This window comes from Serratia sp. PGPR-27, assembly GCF_022678525.1.
Taxonomy (GTDB): domain Bacteria; phylum Pseudomonadota; class Gammaproteobacteria; order Enterobacterales; family Enterobacteriaceae; genus Serratia; species Serratia nematodiphila.
The window spans coordinates 62,869-82,122 of sequence record NZ_JALBYS010000024.1; the positions used below are offsets into that span (position 1 = coordinate 62,869).

Consider the following 19,254-nt stretch of genomic DNA (forward strand, 5'->3'; position numbering starts at 1 on the left):
TTTCCAACAGGTTATGTCATGACACGCCGCAATTTACCCCTCATTCTCTTCTTCAACTTACTGGGCGTTGCGCTGTTTCTGTCCTGGTTCCTGCCGGCCAATCACGGCGGCTGGTTTACCCTGGATTCGGCGATTTTCTTCTTCTTTAACCGCCATCTGGCCACCGACCCGGCGTTTTTACACCTGGTCGCCATCACCAACAACCGCGCGTTCGATGTGATTTCGCTGCTCGCCATGGGGCTGCTGTATCTGTACTTTTATCTGAAGCAGGACGCCGCCGGCCGCCGCCGTCTGGTGATCACCGGCGTGGTGATGCTGCTGACCGCCGTGGTGCTGAACCAGCTTGGCCACCTGCTGCCGGTGAAACATCCAAGCCCCACCCTGACCTTTGACAATATCCATCGCGTCAGCGAGCTGACCGGCATCCCCACCAAGGACGCTTCCGGCGACAGCTTCCCCGGCGACCACGGCATGATGCTGATTATTTTTTCCTGCTTTATGCTGCGCTATTTCGGCCGCGGCGCCTTCGCCGTCGCCCTGCTGATTACGTTGGTCTTCTCATTGCCGCGCGTGATGATTGGTGCCCACTGGTTTACCGATATCGCCGTCGGCTCATTGTCCGTGGTGCTGGTTGGCGCCAGCTGGGTGCTGATGACGCCTTGCAGCGACTGGATCGTCGATCGGTTGAATCGCCTGTTGCCCGGTAAGCACCGCCCCGGCCAACCATAATTTGTGTCTATGACTCATGCCGGGAGGCTTACGCCTCCCGCCCTCTTCCCCTCGCCGCGCGCAAAAATTTCCCCACCGTTCGTTAACGCTTTTGCAACCTGATTTCACGCCAGATTCATACATCGGACAATTGGCGTTTTTTATATGAAGATTTACATTATGTTACATCACAAATTCATATAAAAAAGACGGGAAAAAGGCTCGCAATCCCCTATTGGTTCCGGTAATCTCAGATGCGTTTGTGCCTGGTTTAAGTCGAATCAGTATGAAATCCGATAAAAATGTGCGTTCTCGCACGTTTTCAACGGTAACTGGTTGTCGATGCAACAGGTGCGGACTAGGCTCGTTTCGTTTGGCATTTTTCAGGTAGCGACTTTCGTCGTTAAGGACTTCAAGGGAAAACAACAACAATGGTCAAATCTCAACCGTTTCTGAGATATTTTTTGCGGGTAGTCCCTGCAATTGCCGCTGCGGTTATGCTGTCAGCGTGCAGCTCGACTCACACTTCGAACTTGAATAACGCACAAACTGAGATGCGTGCAGTTAATGACAAAGACGGTCTTTTACTGCAAGCCTCTCAGGATGAATTCGAAGCGATGGTCCGCAACGTTGACGTCAAGTCAAAGATTATGGATCAGTATGCGGATTGGAAAGGCGTTCGCTACCGCTTAGGCGGTGACACCAAGCGCGGCATCGATTGCTCGGCGTTTGTACAGCGCACCTTCCGCGAACAGTTCGGCATGGATTTACCGCGTTCGACCTATGAACAGGAAGATCTCGGCAAGAAAATTCAGCGCACCAAGCTGCGCGCCGGCGATTTGGTGCTGTTCCGCGCCGGTTCTACCGGGCGCCATGTCGGCATCTATTTAGGCAACGATCAGTTCGTTCACGCCTCCACCAGCAGTGGGGTCATGATTTCCAAGCTGACCGATAACTATTGGAATAAACGTTATCGAGAAGCGCGCCGGGTGCTGACCAACGGTTAACGGCGCAACGCCCTGAAGATCCTGAATACCAAACGAGCGATAAGCGCCGCCCACGGGCGGCGTTTTTTTTGGTTGTCGAACAGGTATCATCAAAATTGATCCCTGCCTTATCGTCACTTTTCCCTGCTTAACGCCGCCGCACGCCATTATTTTGATAAACTGTTGGCGGGAAATCGCCCCGTCGGGGAAAAACTCGCCTATTATCGTCAGATGACGGCAACGGCGCCCCGGCGTTATTTAAAACGTTTCCGCTGATATTATGCGCATGATATTTCTGTCGGCGACGCCGCATATTTAAATGGCGCCGCCGGTTGGTACGGGATAAAAAGGCAAAAATGAAAAAAAAGCCGTTGGCACAATCCATTAACTGGCTGCGCGACACACCTGACGCCCGGTTGCAGAGGACTCGGTTATGGGCTTGAAAAGAGCTTTCGCCCGCAGCGTGTCTCACCGACAACGCAGCCTGGCTAAAAGCGGTGTCGCCGCCCTGGTATTTTTTACGCTATTCACCGCGGTCACGCTTTCTTTGATCAACCACCAGCGCACGCAATATCAACATAAGGTCGAAGCGCGCACGCAAAAGTTCACGCTGGGTTATATCTCGCATCTGACGGCGGTGATGCGGCAAATGATGCCGCTGCTGGACAAGCCTTGCCTCTCCAGCCAGTCGGATATCACCTACCAGGCGGCCTTTACCAGCGGCGTGCGCACCTTCCTGTTGGTGAAGGACGGCTACGCCTATTGCTCCTCCGCCACGGGCGACATGATGTTGCCAATGAAAAATATCTATCAGGATATCGACTGGGATCTGCCTTTGGATCTCAAACTGCAGCAGGGTACGCCGATGGTGCCAAATAAACCGGCGGTTGCGGTTTGGCTGCGACATCCCGGCGAAAAGGCCACTGGCATCCTCGCTACGCTGGACATCGATCTGATGCCCTACCTGCTGTTCACCTCGCACGACGAACAGGCGCCGGGCATCGCCATCGTGATGGGCAACCGCACGCTGACCACTTTCAGCCCGAACCTGATGCCGGTCAATCAGCTACCGAAGGGCAAGGCGGATACCCTGACGCTGCCCAATCTGCCGCTGACCATCCTGTTCTACAACGAGAAACTGACCCCCAACGACATTCGCCTGACGCTGCTGGGCAGCCTGGTGCTGTCATTGATGACCGGCGTACTCTGCTACTACATGCTGCTGCTGCGGCAAAGCCCGGAACGCGCGCTGCTGCGCGGCATCAAGCGCAACGAGTTCTTTATCGAATACCAGCCGGTGTTCCATACCGATAGCAACAGCATAGGCGGGCTGGAAGCGCTGATCCGCTGGCAGCATCCGATCGAGGGCCGCATCCCGCCCGATGTCTTTATCCCCTACGCCGAAAGCAACGGGCTGATCGTGCCGCTTACCCGCCACCTGTTCAGGCTGATCGCCGAAGATGCGCCACAGCTCGCCAAAGCGCTGCCACGGGGAGGTAAAGTCGGCCTCAACATTTCCCCCGCCCACCTTAGCGCACCGTCGTTTCACCAGGACGTGTATGAACTGTTGACGCAGCTGCCGGGCGATTACTTTACGCTGGTGTTTGAAATCACCGAACGCGGCATGGTGGAAGAAGAGAGCGCGCTGACGGAGTTTGACTGGCTGCACAAACAGGGCATCGAGATCGCGGTGGATGATTTTGGCACCGGGCACAGCGCGCTTATTTATCTTGAGCGCTTCACCATGGATTATCTGAAGATTGACCGTGGCTTCGTCAACACCATCGGCCAGGATACGGTCACCGCGCCGGTGCTGGATGCGGTGATCTCGCTGGCGAAAAAGCTGAAAATGCTGACGGTGGCCGAAGGCGTGGAAACCGCCGAGCAGATGCAGTTTCTGCAAGAACACGGCGTCAACTTCATGCAGGGGTACTACTTCAGCAAGCCGCTGAGCATCGATGATTTCGTCGCTTACTGCAATGCTAATCAGGTCTTTGATTATCAGGAAAAAAATAGTTAATCTTTAAGCATCTTTACCCTGCGCCCGTCCGAAGAATGTTATGCTGGGCGCAGGTTGTACTTTATTCCACAGCAGGAGCTTACTGTCTGATGTCCGTGCGCATTTTCGCTGCTCTGGTGCTCTCGGCACTGAGCTTCGGTCTGCGGGCCGAAGCCCTCAACGAAAGCTACGCTTTCGCCCTTCTCGGTGAACCGAAATACGCCACCGACTTCAGCCATTTTGACTACGTCAATCCGGCGGCGCCCAAGGGCGGCGACGTGCGACTGGCGGCCATCGGCACCTACGACAACTTCAACCGCTTCGCTACCCGCGGCGTGCCCGGCGAGCGCACGATGGAGCTGTACGATACGCTGTTCACCAACTCCGACGACGAACCCGGCAGCTATTACCCGCTGATTGCCGAATCGGCCCGTTTCCCGGCCGACATGCGCTGGATGGAATTGGATATCAACGCACGCGCGCGCTTCCAGGACGGCAGCCCGATCACCGCCGCCGACGTGGCCTTTACCTTCAATAAATTCATGACCGAAGGCGTGCCGCAGTTTCGCTCCTATTACAAAGGCGTCACGGTCAAGGCCATTTCCCGGCTGACGGTGCGCATCGAGCTGCCTAAGGCGAACCGTGAGCAAATCCTCAGCCTGCTCAGCCTGCGCGTATTGCCGGAAAGCTTCTGGAAAAACCATAAGCTCAACGAACCGCTCAGCACCCCGCCGCTCGCCAGCGGCCCGTATAAAATCGGCGATTATCGCCTCGGCCAGTACATCACCTATCAGCGGGTGCGCGACTACTGGGCCGCCAATCTGCCCGTGAACCGCGGCCGCTACAACTTCGACAGCATTCGCTACGATTATTATCTGGACGATAAGGTATCGCTGGAAGCCTTCAAGGCCGGCGCCTACGATTTTCGCATCGAGCCGTCGCCCAAGAGCTGGGCCACCCAATATCAGGGCGGCAACTTCGCGCGCAACTACATCATCAAGCAGGACGAGACCAACCAGGCGGCGCAGAATACCCGCTGGCTGGCGTTCAATCTGCAAAAACCGCTGTTCGCCGATCGTCGGGTACGGGAAGCGATCGGCCTGGCTTTCGATTTTAACTGGATGAACAAGGCGCTGTATTACAACGCCTATCAGCGCGCCGACAGCTATTTCCAAAACACCGCCTACGCCGCCCGCGGCTACCCGGACGCCGCTGAACTGGCCTTGCTGGCACCGCTCAAGGGCCAGATACCGCCGGAGGTATTTACCAGCATCTACCAACCGCCCTCCTCCGACGGTAGCGGCAACGATCGACAAAACTTGCTGAAGGCGACCCAACTGCTGAAAGAAGCCGGTTGGGTGGTCAAAAATCAAAAGCTGGTCAACGCCAAAACCGGCCAGCCGTTCACCTTTGAACTGATGCTGCTGAGCGGCAGCAACTTCCAGTACGTGCTGCCGTTCCGTCACAACCTGCAGCGGTTGGGCATCGAGATGCAAATCCGCGAGATTGACGCCTCGCAGTACACCCGCCGCATGCGCGAGCGCGATTTCGACATGATGTCGACGGTGTATATGGCGATGCCGTTCCCCAGCGCCGATCTGCAAATTCTGTGGGATTCGCAGTACATCGATTCCAGCTATAACACCCCCGGCGTCAAAGATCCGGCGGTCGACAGCCTGGTCAGGCAAATCGCCGCCCATCAGGGCGACGAAAACGCCCTGTTGCCGCTCGGCCGCGCGCTGGACCGGGTGCTGACCTGGAACAACTACATGCTGCCGATGTGGTACTCCAGCCACGATCGCTACGCCTATTGGGACAAGTTCTCCACGCCGTCGGTCCGCCCGGCCTATGCGATCGGCTTCGACAACTGGTGGTACGACGTCAACAAGGCGGCGCGCTTACCGGCTCAGCGGCAATAAGGAGTCGGAATGGCGGCCTATCTGATACGCAGACTGTTATTGGTGATCCCCACGCTGTGGGCGATCATCACCATCAACTTTTTTATCGTGCAAATCGCCCCCGGCGGTCCGGTCGATCAGGCCATCGCCGCCATTGAGCTGGGGCACGGCAGCGGGTTTGGCAGCGGCGGTGTCGGCGAAGGTCTGGGGCATGCCCGGACGGGCATCGCGGCAGGCGACGGCCAATATCGCGGTTCGCGCGGCCTGGATCCGGAGGTGATCGCCGAGATCACTAAGCGTTACGGCTTCGACAAACCGCTGCACGAGCGCTACTTCACCATGCTGTGGAATTATATGCGCTTCGACTTCGGCGACAGCCTGTTTCGCGGCGCTTCGGTGATGCAGCTGATCGGCCAGAGCCTGCCGGTCTCCATCACGCTGGGCCTTTGGAGCACGCTGATCATCTATCTGGTGTCGATCCCGCTCGGCATCCGCAAGGCCGTCCACAATGGCAGCGCGTTCGATACCTGGAGCAGCACGCTGATCATTATCGGCTACGCCATTCCGGCTTTTCTGTTCGCCATTCTGATGATCGTGCTGTTCGCCGGCGGCAGCTATCTCGACTGGTTCCCGCTGCGCGGCCTGGTATCGAGCAACTTCGACACCCTCTCCTGGCCGGCGAAGATCGCCGACTACCTGTGGCACATCACGCTGCCGGTGCTGGCGACGGTGATCGGCGGTTTCGCCACCCTGACCATGCTGACCAAGAACTCATTCCTCGACGAGATCCGCAAACAGTACGTCACCACCGCCCGCGCCAAAGGCCTGGACGAGAAAAAGATCCTGTACCGCCACGTGTTCCGCAACGCCATGCTGCTGGTGATCGCCGGTTTTCCGGCCACCTTTATCAGCATGTTTTTCACCGGCTCACTGCTGATTGAGGTGATGTTCTCGCTCAACGGCCTGGGGCTGCTGGGTTACGACGCCACGCTGCAGCGCGACTACCCGGTGATGTTCGGCACGTTGTATATCTTCACCCTGATCGGCCTGCTGTTGAATATCCTCAGCGATATCACCTACACCCTGGTCGATCCGCGCATTGACTTCGAGGCCCGCCAATGAGCCGCCTTAGCCCGATCAACCAGGCGCGCTGGGCGCGTTTTCGCCGCAACCGCCGCGGCTACTGGTCGCTGTGGATCTTTTTGGTGCTGTTCACCCTGAGCCTGGCCGCCGATCTGATCGCCAACGACAAACCGCTGTTGGTGCGTTATGAAGGCCGGTTGTACCTGCCGTTTATGATTAGCTACAGCGAAACCGCCTTCGGCGGCGAACTGAATACCGAAGCCGACTATCAGGATCCGTTCGTGCAGCGGCAGATCGAACGGCACGGCTGGGCGGTCTGGGCACCGATCCGCTTCAGTTACGACACCATCAACTTCGCCACTGAGGTGCCCTTCCCTTCGCCGCCTTCGCGGCACAACCTGCTGGGCACCGACAGCAACGGCGGCGACGTGCTGGCTCGGGTGCTGTACGGTTTTCGCATTTCGATGTTGTTCGGTCTGGCGCTGACGCTGTTTTCCAGCCTGATCGGCGTGTGCGTCGGCGCGACGCAGGGGTATTACGGCGGGCGTTTCGATCTGTGGGGACAGCGCTTTATCGAAGTGTGGTCGGGCATGCCGACGCTGTTTCTGATCATTCTGCTGTCGAGCATCGTCCAGCCCAATTTCTGGTGGCTGCTCGGCATCACCATCCTGTTCGGCTGGATGAGCCTGGTGGGCGTGGTGCGCGCCGAATTCCTGCGCACCCGCAATTTTGACTATATCCGCGCCGCGCGCGCCATGGGCGTGCCGGATCGGGTAATCATGTCCCGCCATATGCTGCCCAACGCCATGGTGGCGACGCTGACCTTCCTGCCGTTTATCCTCTGCGGCTCGATCACCACCCTGACGTCGCTCGATTTCCTCGGTTTCGGTCTGCCGATAGGCTCGCCGTCGCTCGGTGAATTGCTGCTGCAAGGCAAAAACAATCTGCAGGCGCCGTGGCTCGGCATCACCGCCTTCCTGGTATTGGCAGTGCTGCTGTCGTTATTAATCTTTATCGGCGAAGCGGTGCGCGACGCCTTTGACCCCAGCAAGGCGCATTGATATGGCCACTCCTTTGCTCGCTATTCAGGATCTCAGCATCGCCTTCCGTCAGGGCGACACCGTCACGCCGGTGGTCAACGAACTCTCGCTACAAATAGCGCCGGCGGAAACGCTGGCGCTGGTAGGGGAATCCGGCTCCGGCAAAAGCGTCACCGCCCTGTCGATACTGCGTCTGCTGCCCGCGCCGCCGGTGGTTTACCCTGCCGGCGATATTCTGTTCAACGGCGAGTCGTTGCTGCATGCGCCGGAGACTGACCTGCGCAAGGTGCGCGGCAATCAGATCGCGATGATCTTTCAGGAACCGATGGTGTCGCTTAACCCACTGCACACCATCGAGAAACAGCTGGCGGAAGTGCTGATGCTGCACCGCGGCCTGCGGCGCGAAGCCGCGCGCGCAGAGATCGTCGAATGCCTGGAGCGCGTCGGCATCCGTCAGGCCAAAAACCGGCTGCAGGACTATCCGCACCAGCTGTCCGGCGGCGAACGCCAACGCGTGATGATCGCCATGGCGGTGTTGACCCGCCCGAAACTGCTGATCGCCGACGAACCCACCACCGCGCTCGACGTGACTATCCAGGCGCAGATCCTGACGCTGCTGCAAGAATTGAAGCAGGAGATGGGCATGGGGTTGCTGTTCATCACCCATAATCTGAATATCGTGCGCCGCCTGGCAGACAACGTGGCGGTAATGCGCCAGGGGCGCTGCGTAGAGCAAAACGGCCGCGCGCAGCTGTTCAGCCGGCCGCAGCATCCCTACACACAGCAGCTGCTGGCCGCCGAAGACGTCGGTGAGCCGCTGCCGTTGCCCACCGCGCGCCCCGGCGACGAGCGGCCGCTGCTCAAGGTGGAAGATCTGCAGGTGCGCTTCCCCATCCGGCGCGGCCTGCTGCGCCGCACGGTGGATTATCACTATGCGCTGAAATCGTTGAGTTTCGAGCTGCGCGCCGGGGAAAGCGTGGGGCTGGTGGGAGAATCCGGCTCGGGTAAAAGCACCACCGGGCTTGCGTTATTGCATCTGCTGGCCTCGCAGGGCGCCATCTGGTTCGACGGCGAACCGCTGCACCCGCTCACGATGAAGCAGATGCTGCCCTACCGCAGCCGAATGCAAATCGTCTTCCAGGATCCCTATTCCGCCCTGAATCCGCGCCTGAACGTGCAGCAGATCATCGCCGAGGGGCTGGAAGTGCACCAGCGGCTTAGCGCCGAGCAGCGGGAACAACGCGTGATCGAGGTGTTGCGGGAAGTCGGCCTGGATCCGCAGCTTCGCCACCGCTATCCCACCGAGTTTTCCGGCGGCCAGCGCCAGCGCATCGCCATCGCGCGCGCGCTGATCCTGCAACCGCAGCTGCTGATCCTCGACGAGCCGACCTCTTCACTGGATAAATCGGTGCAGGCGCAGATCCTGACGCTGCTGAAATCGCTGCAGCAACGCCACCGGTTGGCTTATCTGTTCATCAGCCATGACCTGCAGGTGGTGCGTTCGCTATGTCACCAGGTCATCGTACTGCGACAGGGGGAAGTGGTTGAACAGGGAGACTGCCGGGCGATTTTCGCGGCGCCCGCAGCCGACTATACCCGTCAACTGCTGCAGTTGGCGGATTAGCGGCGAATTCAGAAGGGGTATTGCGCGCTGAGTGGTTCGGCGATCGCGGCACCGACGTTTTTCAGCCGGCACATGGTGGCGCTCTCGTCGCTGCGCTGCACGAACAGGCAAGGTTCCCCTTCCCATTCGACGATCGCACAGTCGACCTGAATCTCCTGCAGCGACAGATTGAGCTGTTGCATGACCTGCCAGGCCTCGGCCCCTTCATGGCTGAGCAGCTTCAGCCCAATCAGGTTGTTATCTTCGTCTATTCCGTTAAACGGAATCGGTTCGACCTTCACGCCGGTGAAACCGGATAGCCAACGATAACTTTGCGGCAAGCGATGCACTACCGAAAGTTGGATACTCTCCACATGAAATCCCTAGTTTGAAAAGGTGAAACACTTTTACCTGACAGGGTTACTAAGTTATAGCCGTTGACTCCCGACTCTGCCGCGCACAAATGTTATTTAAATGTAAATTTTGCCGCAAGCCATTAACCTGACCCCGTGCTTGCCGATGCCGTGCCACTTTTTGGCGCGCCGTGCGGTGTTATTTCACGGCATTTTGCGACTCAGCTCGCATTTTTGCGTTATATGTAACCCTTTCCCGCAGCGATCTCAACTCTTTTTTCTTGCAATGCGACTACTTTTTCGTCGCCATATTTTTACAATGAAGAAACATCTTACCCGTCACGTTAGCGCCGCCACCGCTGCTAATACCTTGATTTACATCAATCCTAATACAAACCCCCCGCGCGGCTCAGCCGACAGCGCGCCGCGCCTCCCGGGGAATATTGGGCGGCACGACGGCGGAATTTTTTAACAAAAAGCACACAGGTGAGAAAGTGGCCAGTTGATTAGCTTGCGTATATTTAGCAACAAATTTTTCATTGCCGGTTGCACCCTGAAATGGCAGGGCGCAACCCCGTGACGATGCGGAGCGACACGCCCCGAATCGGGAGAACGTCAGGCTGCGCGATCGCGCGGCCGGCTGGCGTAAACATAGAACAGCACCGCCACGATGCTGCACAGCGCCATCGAGGTGACCATTGGCCAAGCGCTTTTGCCCGGCGCCATCGACAGCACCGCCCCTACCAGCGCACCAATGCTGAAGCGCAACGTGCCGGCCAGGGAAGAAGCGGTGCCCGCCATATGCGGAAAATCATCCAGGATCACCGCCATGGCGTTGGAGGAGATCATCGCGATGCACCCCAGATAGACCGCAACGCCGATCACCAGCGCCCAGAAGCCCAGGCCCACGGTGCTCACCGCCATTAGCCACAGCCCCATCGCCAGCTGTACCAGCAGCCCCAGCTTGAACATCTTGACCGCGCCGAAACGCCGCACGTTGCGGCTGTTGATCAGCGTCGTCAGGAACAGGAAGACGATGTTCAGCGCAAAATAGTAACCGAAATGCTGCGGCGAAACGTGGTTCAGTTCGATGTAGACGAACGGCCCGGCGCTGAGGAACGAGAACATGCCCGCAAACGAGAAGGCGCTGGCCAACATGTAACTCAGCACCCGCTTATGGCGGAACAGCGAACCGAAGTTGCCCAGCGTGGTGCGCAGGTGGAACCGCTGGCGCCGCTCTTTCGGCAGCGTCTCCTTGATGAACAAGGCCACCAGCAGCGAACCGATCAGCGCCGCGGCGCCCATGGTCCAGAAGATGGCGTGCCAGCTGAACCACAGCAGCAGCGCACCGCCGATCATCGGCGCCAGCAGCGGCGCAATGGTCATCACCAGAATGACGAACGACATCATGCGCGAGAACTCATCCTTGGTGAACATATCGCGCATCAGGGCGTTGATCACCACGCTGGCGGCCGCCGCCGCCAAACCGTGCAGGAAACGCAGCCCGATCAGTTGATCGATCGACTGCGCCATGGCACAGGCGCAGCCGGCGATGGCGAAGATCAGCGTTCCCCACAGGATCACCGGCTTGCGGCCGATGCTGTCCGACATCGGCCCATAGAACAGCTGCCCGAAGGCGAAGCCGAGCATATAGGCGCTGAGCGTCATCTGCACGCTGCCGGACTCGACGCCAAACTGAGCAGCGATCACCGGCATGCTGGGCAGGTACATGTCGATGGCCAACGGCATCAGCATGGACAACAGGCCCAGAATAAAAATCAAACCGAGATGAGAGGTTCGGTTCTGTTGCACGTTCCACGACTCCTTAATCGGCCGCAATCAATGATCGGTTATCAGTCCTGCAGGTGCGGCGCGCCCACGCTGGCGATCTCTTCTTCTGTCAATGGGCGGTATTCGCCCGGAGCCAGATCGTCATCCAGCACGATGGCTCCGATGCGCTCGCGGTGCAACGCGATCACCCGGTTGCCGACGGCGGCGAACATCCGCTTCACCTGGTGGTAGCGCCCTTCGCTGATGGTCAAGCGCACCACGTGCTCGTCGACCTGCTCCAGCGTCGCCGGCCGCGTCAGATCTTTCTCGTTGTGCAGTTGCACCCCTTCAGCGAAACGCTGCGCGGTGTCTTCCGCCAACGGGTGCTCCAACGTGACCAAATAGGTTTTCTCGCAGTGGTGGCGCGGCGACGTGACACGGTGCGACCATTGACCGTCGTCTGTCATCAGCACCAGCCCGGTGGTGTCGATATCCAACCGCCCGGCGGCGTGCAGCTTGTACGCGACCGGCTCATCGAGGAAATACAGCACCGTCGGATGATCGGGATCGTCGGTAGAGCAGACGTAGCCCTGCGGTTTGTTGAGCATGAAATAGCGCGGGCCGTTCTGCTGCTGCAGCGGATTGCCGTCGAACGCCACTTCTTGCTCCGGGGTCAGTTTGACAGCCCCGCTCTTCACTACCTCACCGTCCACGGTGACGCGTTTAGCCCGAAGTTCGCGCGCGACCAGCGCACGGCTGATGCCTAACTGCTGAGATAAAAACTTGTCCAATCGCATGGGATCTGCTTTGCCTGTCGTTGTTATGATCGCATTGATCGTATTGCCAAAATATGACGCCCGCCGTTGCACCGGGTGCAAATAGCAGGTTCAGGGGGGGAATCGCGTGGGGGAACAGCGATTGCTGTCACACAAGTATAGCGACACAACGCGTTGCCCGACAGAGGTAATTTTCACGCTTCTCGCACCGCGCGTGCGCAGAAGGCATAATAGTAGAAATTTTTCGGCCGCCCGGGGCGTAAAATGTCGCTGTTTCTGTGGGAACGGGGGCGACAAGACCTGTACCCGGCGGCCCATTCCACTCTACGGCGTTCATTTTATGGCCTTTACCCTACGCCCCTACCAACTGGAAGCGGTCGAAGCCACCATCAACCATTTCCGGCGGCGTCCCGAACCGGCGCTGATCGTGCTGCCGACCGGCGCCGGCAAAAGCCTGGTGATCGCCGAACTGGCGAAGCGAGCCCGTGGGCGGGTGCTGGTGTTGGCGCACGTCAAGGAACTGGTGGCGCAAAACCACGCCAAATACTGCGCCTACGGCCTGGAGGCGGACATCTTCGCCGCCGGTCTGCAACAAAAAGAGAGCGCCGGCAAAGTGGTGTTCGGCAGCGTGCAGTCGGTGGCGCGCAACCTGCCGCTGTTCGACGGCGCCTTTTCGCTGCTGATCGTCGATGAATGCCACCGCATCAGTGACGACGACGACAGCCAGTACCAACAAATCATCCAGCATTTGCAGAAAACCAACCCGCAGCTGCGGCTGCTGGGGTTGACCGCCACGCCCTATCGTCTGGGCAAGGGCTGGATTTACCAGTATCACTACCACGGTTTTACCCGCGGCGACGGCGCCAGCCTGTTTCGCGACTGCATCTATGAGCTGCCGCTGCGCTATATGATTAAGAACGGCTTCCTGGTGCCGCCTGAGCGGCTGGACATGCCGATTGTACAGTACGATTTCAGCCGGCTGGAGGCCAGAAGCAACGGCCTGTTCAGCGAAGCGGATCTGAACCGCGAGCTGAAGCGGCAAAACCGCGTCACGCCGCACATTATCAGCCAGATTGTGGAGTACGCCGACGATCGCAAAGGGGTAATGATCTTCGCCGCCACCGTCGAGCACGCCCGCGAGATCCACGGCCTGCTGCCGAACGGCGAGGCCGCGCTGGTCAGCGCAGAAACGCCGCCCGCCGAGCGCGATGCGCTGATCGAGGCGTTCAAACAGCAGCAGTTGCGCTATCTGGTCAACGTAGCGGTATTGACCACCGGTTTCGACGCGCCGCACGTCGATCTGATCGCGATCCTGCGCCCGACCGAGTCCGTCAGCCTGTATCAGCAGATCGTCGGCCGCGGGCTGCGGCTGGCGCCCGGCAAGGAGGATTGTCTGATCCTCGACTATGCCGGCAACCCGCACGATCTGTTTACGCCTGAGGTCGGCGTCAGCAAGCCGCACGGCGACAGCCAGCCGGTGCAGGTGTTCTGCCCGGCCTGCGGCTTCGCCAATCTGTTCTGGGGCAAGTGCACCGAGAACGGCGATATCATCGAGCACTACGGCCGCCGCTGTCAGGGCTGGCTGGAAGACGACGACGGCCACCGCGAACAGTGCGATTACCGCTTCCGGTTCAAGAGCTGCCCGCACTGCGGCGCGGAGAACGACATCGCCGCACGCCGCTGCCATCAGTGTCAGGAGGTGCTGGTCGATCCCGATGACATGCTGAAGGCGGCGCTGAAGCTGAAAGACGCGCTGGTGCTGCGCTGCGGCGGCATGGAACTGCAGAGCGGCCGCGATGACAAGGGCGAATGGCTGAAGGCCACCTATTACGACGAGGACGGCACCAGCACCAGCGAGCGCTTCCGCCTGCAGACGCCGGCGCAGCGCAAAGCCTTCGAGATGCTGTTCCTGCGCCCGCACCAGCGCGCGCCGGGCGTGCCGTTCGCCTGGCACACCGCCGCCGACGTGCTGGCGCAACAACAGGCGCTGCGCCATCCGGATTTCGTGGTGGCGCGCAAACGCGGCCAGTTTTGGCAGGTGCGCGAGAAAGTGTTCGATTATCAAGGCCGTTTCCGCCGCGCCAATCAATTGACCTGAGCGAACGGTCCCCAATCTGGACAGGTTTTCGTTGCCCTGCAGGCGGCTTTCCGTTAAAATGCCGCGCGCTTTACCTGGGCCTGCCCAGCGTTAAAGCGGATTCCCGAACTTGCTACTTGGGTCGCCTGTAGCAGGGTAAATTTTCTTTTAAGAGAAAAAACAATGTTCACTATCAATGCAGAAGTACGTAAAGACCAGGGTAAAGGTGCGAGCCGCCGCCTGCGTGCAGCAAACAAATTCCCAGCTATCGTTTACGGTGGCAAAGAAGCTGCAGTTTCCATCGAATTGGACCATGATTCTGTTAAGAACATGGAAGCTAAACCAGAATTCTACAGCGAAGCAGTAACTCTGGTTATCGACGGTAAAGAAACCAAAGTTAAGGTTCAGGCTGTACAGCGTCACCCGTTCAAGCCAAAACTGGCTCACATCGACTTCGTTCGCGTTTAATCGCTACGTTTTCGAACCTTTCGGGACGCCGAAATAAAGAACGCCGCAATTGCGGCGTTTTTTATTGTCTGCGATCCGGCGCGCTTACTTGCCGCTGCCGGTCCGGCGCTGCAGCTGATCGCGCAGGTTCGGCGGCGTGCCTCTGATAGTCAGCGTGTCGGTGGCCGCATCCCAGAAAATGCGCTCGCCCAACAGCATGGCGTCGAAATTCAGGCTGATGCCGCCGCCGCTGCCGGCAAATTTGGTCAGCTGGCGCAGCGTGCCGCGATCCGCCGGGAAGCTTTCCTCCAACTCATACCCTTGCTCGCTGGAGAACTGCATGAAGTCTTTCTCACCGACCGGCGACAGCTCCTGCGACAGGGCCTGCAGTTCAATCTCTTCGCCCGCCTGCAGCTGTTCGTTGCAGTAGCTGTACACCTGTTGGCGCACCGACTGGCGCTCGTTCTTGTCCAACTGCGCATCGGCGCAGTAGTCGTCCACCGCCTGCAGCAGCCCGCGGTTTTGCGCCTTGGTGTCCAACCCTTCGGACGCCGCCAGGAAATCCATGAAGAAGTCGGCGACCTTGCGGCCTACGCGCCCGCGCAGGAAGGTCAGATAGCGGGTCGATTCCGGGTTGGTTTCCCATTCGGTCAGATCGATGCGCGCGACGATATCGGCGTTGTTGATGTCCAGATAGTGCGTGGTGTTGATATCCAGCTCTTCGTTGACGCGCATGCTGTTACGGCTGTTCAGCACCGCGATCAGCAAGTACTCCACCGCCAGATAACGGTATTGGCCGAACAGCACCACGCCGCCTTCGGCAAACGGATACTTCGCCAGTTCGTCGCGCAGGCGGCCGGTCGCCGCGCGGCTGAAGGCCAGAAAGTCCTTATCGTCCTTGCGGCAAGTGCGCAGCGCTTCCGCCAGTTCGCTGCCTTCGTTGAACAGGCCCAAGGCCTTGCTCTTGGCGCTGTAGACGCGATGCAGTTCCGTCATCATTTCTTCCACCGCCGCGTTGGTGGGAAGCAAGGTATCGCGCAACACCACGTCCAGCGTTTGCTCGTCGCGTTTCACCAATTGGTGCAGAGCGATCTGGTCGATATCCAGACTCATGATAAATCCTCCTGTTCTTTAGGCGCGTATTCAAACACTGAAGACCCCGCCCTGCAATACTAAAAAGCTGCGGCCAACCGGAAAGGCGCAGCGGGGCCCCGCCCCGGCGCGGGCGAACAATTTCCCGAATGACAGGAAGTGATAAAAGAGCGGAAAATCACTGCCCTATACGGTAAGATAGGGCACTTTGCAGATTACTAAGCGCAATTTTATGCCACAATCATCCCGTTACAGTGACGAACACGTTGAACAACTGCTCTCAGAGCTGGTCAATGTTCTGGAAAAACACCATACCCCCACCGATCTTTCCCTGATGGTGCTGGGCAACATGGTCACTAATTTGATCAACACCAGCGTTGCCCCCGCGCAGCGGAAAACCCTGGCGAGATCGTTCGCGGAAGCCTTGCAGGCTTCTGTCCGTGAAGATAAAGCACATTAATATTGACTTATGGTGACAAACCGTCAGCGTTATCGTGAAAAAGTCTCCCAGATGATCAGCTGGGGGCACTGGTTCGCCTTATTCAACATCCTGCTCGCCCTTGGGCTGGGCAGCCGCTACCTGTTTGTCACCGACTGGCCCGCATCCCTGCTGGGCCGGGTCTATGCCTTTGTCAGCCTGCTGGGGCATTTCAGCTTTATCGTGTTCGCCGGCTATTTGCTGGTGATCTTCCCGCTCACCTTCGTGGTGATGTCGCAGCGGCTGCTGCGATTTATTTCCGCCGCGTTGGCCACCATCGGGCTCACGCTGTTGCTGGTCGACAGCGAAGTGTTCTCCCATTTCCACCTGCACCTCAATCCGGTGGTGTGGGATCTGGTGGTCAACCCGGATCAAAGCGAGCTTTCGCGCGACTGGCAGCTGATGTTTATCTGCGTGCCGGTGATCTTCCTGGTGGAGATGCTGTTCGGCACCTGGAGCTGGCAGAAGCTGCGCAGCCTGAACCGCCGCCGCTTCGGCAAGCCGCTGGCGGCGCTGTTTATCAGCGCCTTTTTCGCGTCGCACCTGATTTATATCTGGGCCGACGCCAACTTCTATCGCCCGATCACCATGCAGCGAGCCAACCTGCCGCTCTCGTACCCGATGACCGCGCGCAAGTTCCTCGAGAAACACGGCCTGCTCGACCAGCAAGAGTATGAGCGCCGTCTGGTGCAACAGGGCAACCCGGAAGCGGTGTCGGTAGAGTATCCGCTCAGCGATCTCAGCTACGGCGATAAAGGCAGCGACTATAACCTGCTGATGATCGTAGTGGACGGCATTCGCGCCAAAGACGTGGCGCAGGACATGCCAACCCTGACCCGCTTCGCCCAGGAAAACGTGCGTTTCAGCGATCACTACAGTTCGGGCAACCATGCCGATACCGGGCTGTTCGGCCTGTTCTACGGCATTTCCCCGACCTATCTGGACAGCGTGCTCGCCGGCCGTAAGCCGTCGGCACTGATCAATGCGCTCGGCGATCGGGGCTACCAGCTGGGGCTGTTCTCCTCCGATGGCTTCAATGCCAGCCTGTACCGCCAGGCTCTGTTGACCGACTTCTCGCTGCCAACGCCGGCGCCGCAAAGCGACGCCCAGACCACCCAGCAATGGCAACGTTGGTTGGCGGACCAGGGTAGCAAAGAGCCGTGGTTCTCCTATATCAACTTCAGCGGCGCCGAGCCGACCGAAGGCGACAAAAAACCGGTTCCTGCCGACTTTATTCGGCGCTACCGCACCGGCGCGCAAGATGTGGATGCCCAGATAGGCCAGGTGCTGGACACGCTGAAACAGCGCGGCCTGCTGGATAAAACCGTGGTGGTGATCACCGCCGAGCACGGCGTCGAGTTCAACGACAGCGGCAAAGGCCAATGGGGCGCCGGCACCGCCTTCAACCAGGCGCAGCTGCAGGTGCCGTTGGTGATCCACTGGCCGGGCACCCCGGCGCAGACCATCAGCAAGCTGACCGGCCATAACGACGTCATGCGCACCTTGATGCAACGCCTGCTGCACGTGCAAACCGCGCCGAAAGACTATTCGCAAGGCGAGGATCTGTTCACCGCCCAGCGCCGCAACAACTGGATCGCCACCGGCGATGGCAACCAGCTGGTGATCACCACGCCGACACAAACGCTGATGCTGGACAACAGCGGCAATTATCGCGTCTACGATCAGAACGGCGATGAAATAAAAGACGAGAAACCGCAGCTTGCTCTGCTGTTGCAGGTGTTGACCGATGTAAAACGCTTTATCGCCAACTAACTGCTTAAAACTAAAGCAATCAAGTGGCGAGGCGCTTGCATTAACATCGGGAATCGGTAGTATGATTTTTCATAGCGTCGGCATGTAGCGCAGCCTGGTAGCGCACCGTCATGGGGTGTCGGGGGTCGGAGGTTCGAATCCTCTCATGCCGACCAAATTCAAGAAAACCTGCTGTTACAGCAGGTTTTTTTTCGTCTGCACGTCGAGAGGATGAGAATCTCCGCAGGAGGTTTGAGCCGAACGAAGTGAGACCACGTTGCTTTAGCAACGGCCCGCAGGGCAAGCATCGAAGATGCGCATAATCCTCTCATGCCGACCAAATTCAAGAAAACCTGCTGTTACAGCAGGTTTTTTTTCGTCTGCACGTCGAGAGGATGAGAATCTCCGCAGGAGGTTTGAGCCGAACGAAGTGAGACCACGTTGCTTTAGCAACGGCCCGCAGGGCAAGCATCGAAGATGCGCATAATCCTCTCATGCCGACCAAATTTAAGAAAACCTGCTGTTACAGCAGGTTTTTTTTCGTCTGCCGTTTACGCGGAAAGTTTGACGATCGCCGCCGGAATACCCTGACGCACCGCCGCACCGGTCACCCAATCCAGCCAGGTATTCGGCACTTCGCGCGTCGGATCGGCAAACCCCAGATCGTTGAGGTTGATGCCGGCGGCGATGCGCTCATCCATCGCCAGCGGTTCGCCATCCAGGTAGTGCTGGCTGGCCCCCATCTCCCGGTGGCCGTAGCCGTGTTCCACCGCGATCACGCCGGGCATCACCCCCGCCAGCAAACTGATCTGCGCCTCGCGGCTGCCGCCCGGCGTGCTGATGCGCACCCAATCACCGTGTTGAATACCGAAACGCGCCCCGTCCGCCGGGTTCAAGGCCACCAGGTTCACCGGCTTCACGTCGTACAGGCGCCGGATCACCGCGGTGGAGCTGCTCATCACATTCGATTTGAAGGACATCAGGCGCAGCGGCCACTGCCGTTCTGGGTAGAGCGCTTCCACCGCGCGGCCGTCCGACAAACGCGCCGGGTAGCAGGTGGGGCAGCCGCTGAAACGCTCGCCAGTGATCGCATGCCGGTGCTTCGCCACTTCCGCATTCCAGATCTGCAGCGGTTTCTCCCAGCGGTTGCCCACGCTGCCGTGGGGGGGGGGGGGGGGGGGGGGGGGGGGGG

16 protein-coding genes, 1 tRNA gene and 2 other RNA genes are annotated in these 19,254 nt (G+C 58.9%); 14 read left to right on the top strand and 5 right to left on the bottom strand.

Features of this window, described 5'->3' with window-relative positions; all coding sequences use genetic code 11:
- The first annotated feature begins 18 nt into the window (after positions 1–18).
- The 7 genes from MMS95_RS14690 (at position 19) to yejF (ending at position 9,338) form a co-directional block, all read left to right on the top strand.
- Positions 19–729: a phosphatase PAP2 family protein gene (locus MMS95_RS14690; protein ID WP_004935741.1), complete on the top strand. Its 711-nt coding sequence runs from the start codon at positions 19–21 to the stop codon at positions 727–729.
- A gap of 410 nt (positions 730–1,139) precedes the next feature.
- Complete coding sequence (mepS, locus tag MMS95_RS14695) at positions 1,140–1,715, top strand: bifunctional murein DD-endopeptidase/murein LD-carboxypeptidase (RefSeq protein ID WP_025303553.1); 576 nt, start codon at positions 1,140–1,142, stop codon at positions 1,713–1,715.
- Positions 1,716–2,127: 412 nt separating this feature from the next.
- A complete protein-coding gene (locus tag MMS95_RS14700) occupies positions 2,128–3,714 on the top strand; it encodes a cyclic di-GMP phosphodiesterase (protein ID WP_242141854.1) in 1,587 nt (528 codons plus the stop codon).
- A gap of 89 nt (positions 3,715–3,803) precedes the next feature.
- A complete protein-coding gene (locus MMS95_RS14705) occupies positions 3,804–5,612 on the top strand; it encodes an extracellular solute-binding protein (RefSeq protein ID WP_021505924.1) in 1,809 nt (602 codons plus the stop codon).
- 9 nt (positions 5,613–5,621) lie between these two features.
- Entirely contained in the window at positions 5,622–6,713 is a 1,092-nt protein-coding gene (locus MMS95_RS14710; RefSeq protein WP_004935753.1) for a microcin C ABC transporter permease YejB, read from the top strand.
- Entirely contained in the window at positions 6,710–7,735 is a 1,026-nt protein-coding gene (locus tag MMS95_RS14715; protein WP_015378535.1) for a microcin C ABC transporter permease, read from the top strand. Before MMS95_RS14710 ends, MMS95_RS14715 begins: the two co-directional genes overlap by 4 nt.
- A 1-nt stretch (position 7,736) precedes the next feature.
- Positions 7,737–9,338 (top strand): microcin C ABC transporter ATP-binding protein YejF, encoded by a 1,602-nt coding sequence (gene yejF / locus MMS95_RS14720; protein ID WP_242141856.1) that lies wholly within the window; start codon positions 7,737–7,739, stop codon positions 9,336–9,338.
- Positions 9,339–9,346: 8 nt separating this feature from the next.
- On the opposite strand, the gene MMS95_RS14725 is transcribed toward yejF, so the two are convergent.
- The 3 genes from MMS95_RS14725 to rsuA form a co-directional block, all read right to left on the bottom strand.
- On the bottom strand, positions 9,347–9,691 hold the full coding sequence (locus MMS95_RS14725) for a YejG family protein (protein WP_004935763.1): 345 nt from the start codon (positions 9,689–9,691) through the stop codon (positions 9,347–9,349).
- A 594-nt stretch (positions 9,692–10,285) separates the two neighbouring features.
- Positions 10,286–11,482, bottom strand: a complete 1,197-nt coding sequence (locus MMS95_RS14730) for a Bcr/CflA family multidrug efflux MFS transporter (protein WP_015378537.1) — start codon at positions 11,480–11,482, stop codon at positions 10,286–10,288.
- 41 nt (positions 11,483–11,523) lie between these two features.
- Positions 11,524–12,237 (bottom strand): 16S rRNA pseudouridine(516) synthase RsuA, encoded by a 714-nt coding sequence (gene rsuA, locus MMS95_RS14735; RefSeq protein WP_004935770.1) that lies wholly within the window; start codon positions 12,235–12,237, stop codon positions 11,524–11,526.
- A gap of 319 nt (positions 12,238–12,556) precedes the next feature.
- On the opposite strand from rsuA, the gene MMS95_RS14740 reads away from it, so the two are divergent.
- Together MMS95_RS14740 and rplY are read left to right on the top strand one after the other, a co-directional pair.
- Complete coding sequence (locus MMS95_RS14740) at positions 12,557–14,314, top strand: DEAD/DEAH box helicase (protein WP_004935773.1); 1,758 nt, start codon at positions 12,557–12,559, stop codon at positions 14,312–14,314.
- A gap of 162 nt (positions 14,315–14,476) precedes the next feature.
- Positions 14,477–14,761, top strand: a complete 285-nt coding sequence (rplY, locus tag MMS95_RS14745; protein ID WP_004935776.1) for a 50S ribosomal protein L25 — start codon at positions 14,477–14,479, stop codon at positions 14,759–14,761.
- A gap of 84 nt (positions 14,762–14,845) precedes the next feature.
- On the opposite strand, the gene yejK is transcribed toward rplY, so the two are convergent.
- Positions 14,846–15,853: a nucleoid-associated protein YejK gene (gene yejK, locus MMS95_RS14750; RefSeq protein ID WP_004935779.1), complete on the bottom strand. Its 1,008-nt coding sequence runs from the start codon at positions 15,851–15,853 to the stop codon at positions 14,846–14,848.
- Positions 15,854–16,064: 211 nt separating this feature from the next.
- On the opposite strand from yejK, the gene MMS95_RS14755 reads away from it, so the two are divergent.
- From MMS95_RS14755 to MMS95_RS14775, 5 genes are all read left to right on the top strand, one after another.
- The gene (locus MMS95_RS14755; RefSeq protein ID WP_004935782.1) at positions 16,065–16,292 is read left to right on the top strand and encodes a YejL family protein; all 228 of its coding nucleotides are present in this window, start codon (positions 16,065–16,067) and stop codon (positions 16,290–16,292) included.
- A gap of 9 nt (positions 16,293–16,301) precedes the next feature.
- Positions 16,302–18,083: an LPS biosynthesis-modulating metalloenzyme YejM gene (gene yejM, locus MMS95_RS14760; protein ID WP_015378540.1), complete on the top strand. Its 1,782-nt coding sequence runs from the start codon at positions 16,302–16,304 to the stop codon at positions 18,081–18,083.
- A 78-nt stretch (positions 18,084–18,161) separates the two neighbouring features.
- Positions 18,162–18,238: transfer RNA gene (locus tag MMS95_RS14765), tRNA-Pro, on the top strand.
- Positions 18,239–18,273: 35 nt separating this feature from the next.
- Positions 18,274–18,402, top strand: a non-coding RNA gene (locus MMS95_RS14770) — RtT sRNA.
- Positions 18,403–18,437: 35 nt separating this feature from the next.
- Positions 18,438–18,566, top strand: a non-coding RNA gene (locus tag MMS95_RS14775) — RtT sRNA.
- A 47-nt stretch (positions 18,567–18,613) separates the two neighbouring features.
- On the opposite strand, the gene MMS95_RS14780 is transcribed toward MMS95_RS14775, so the two are convergent.
- The coding region (locus MMS95_RS14780) for a molybdopterin dinucleotide binding domain-containing protein (protein WP_277951849.1) at positions 18,614–19,254 on the bottom strand (641 nt) is incomplete at its 5' end.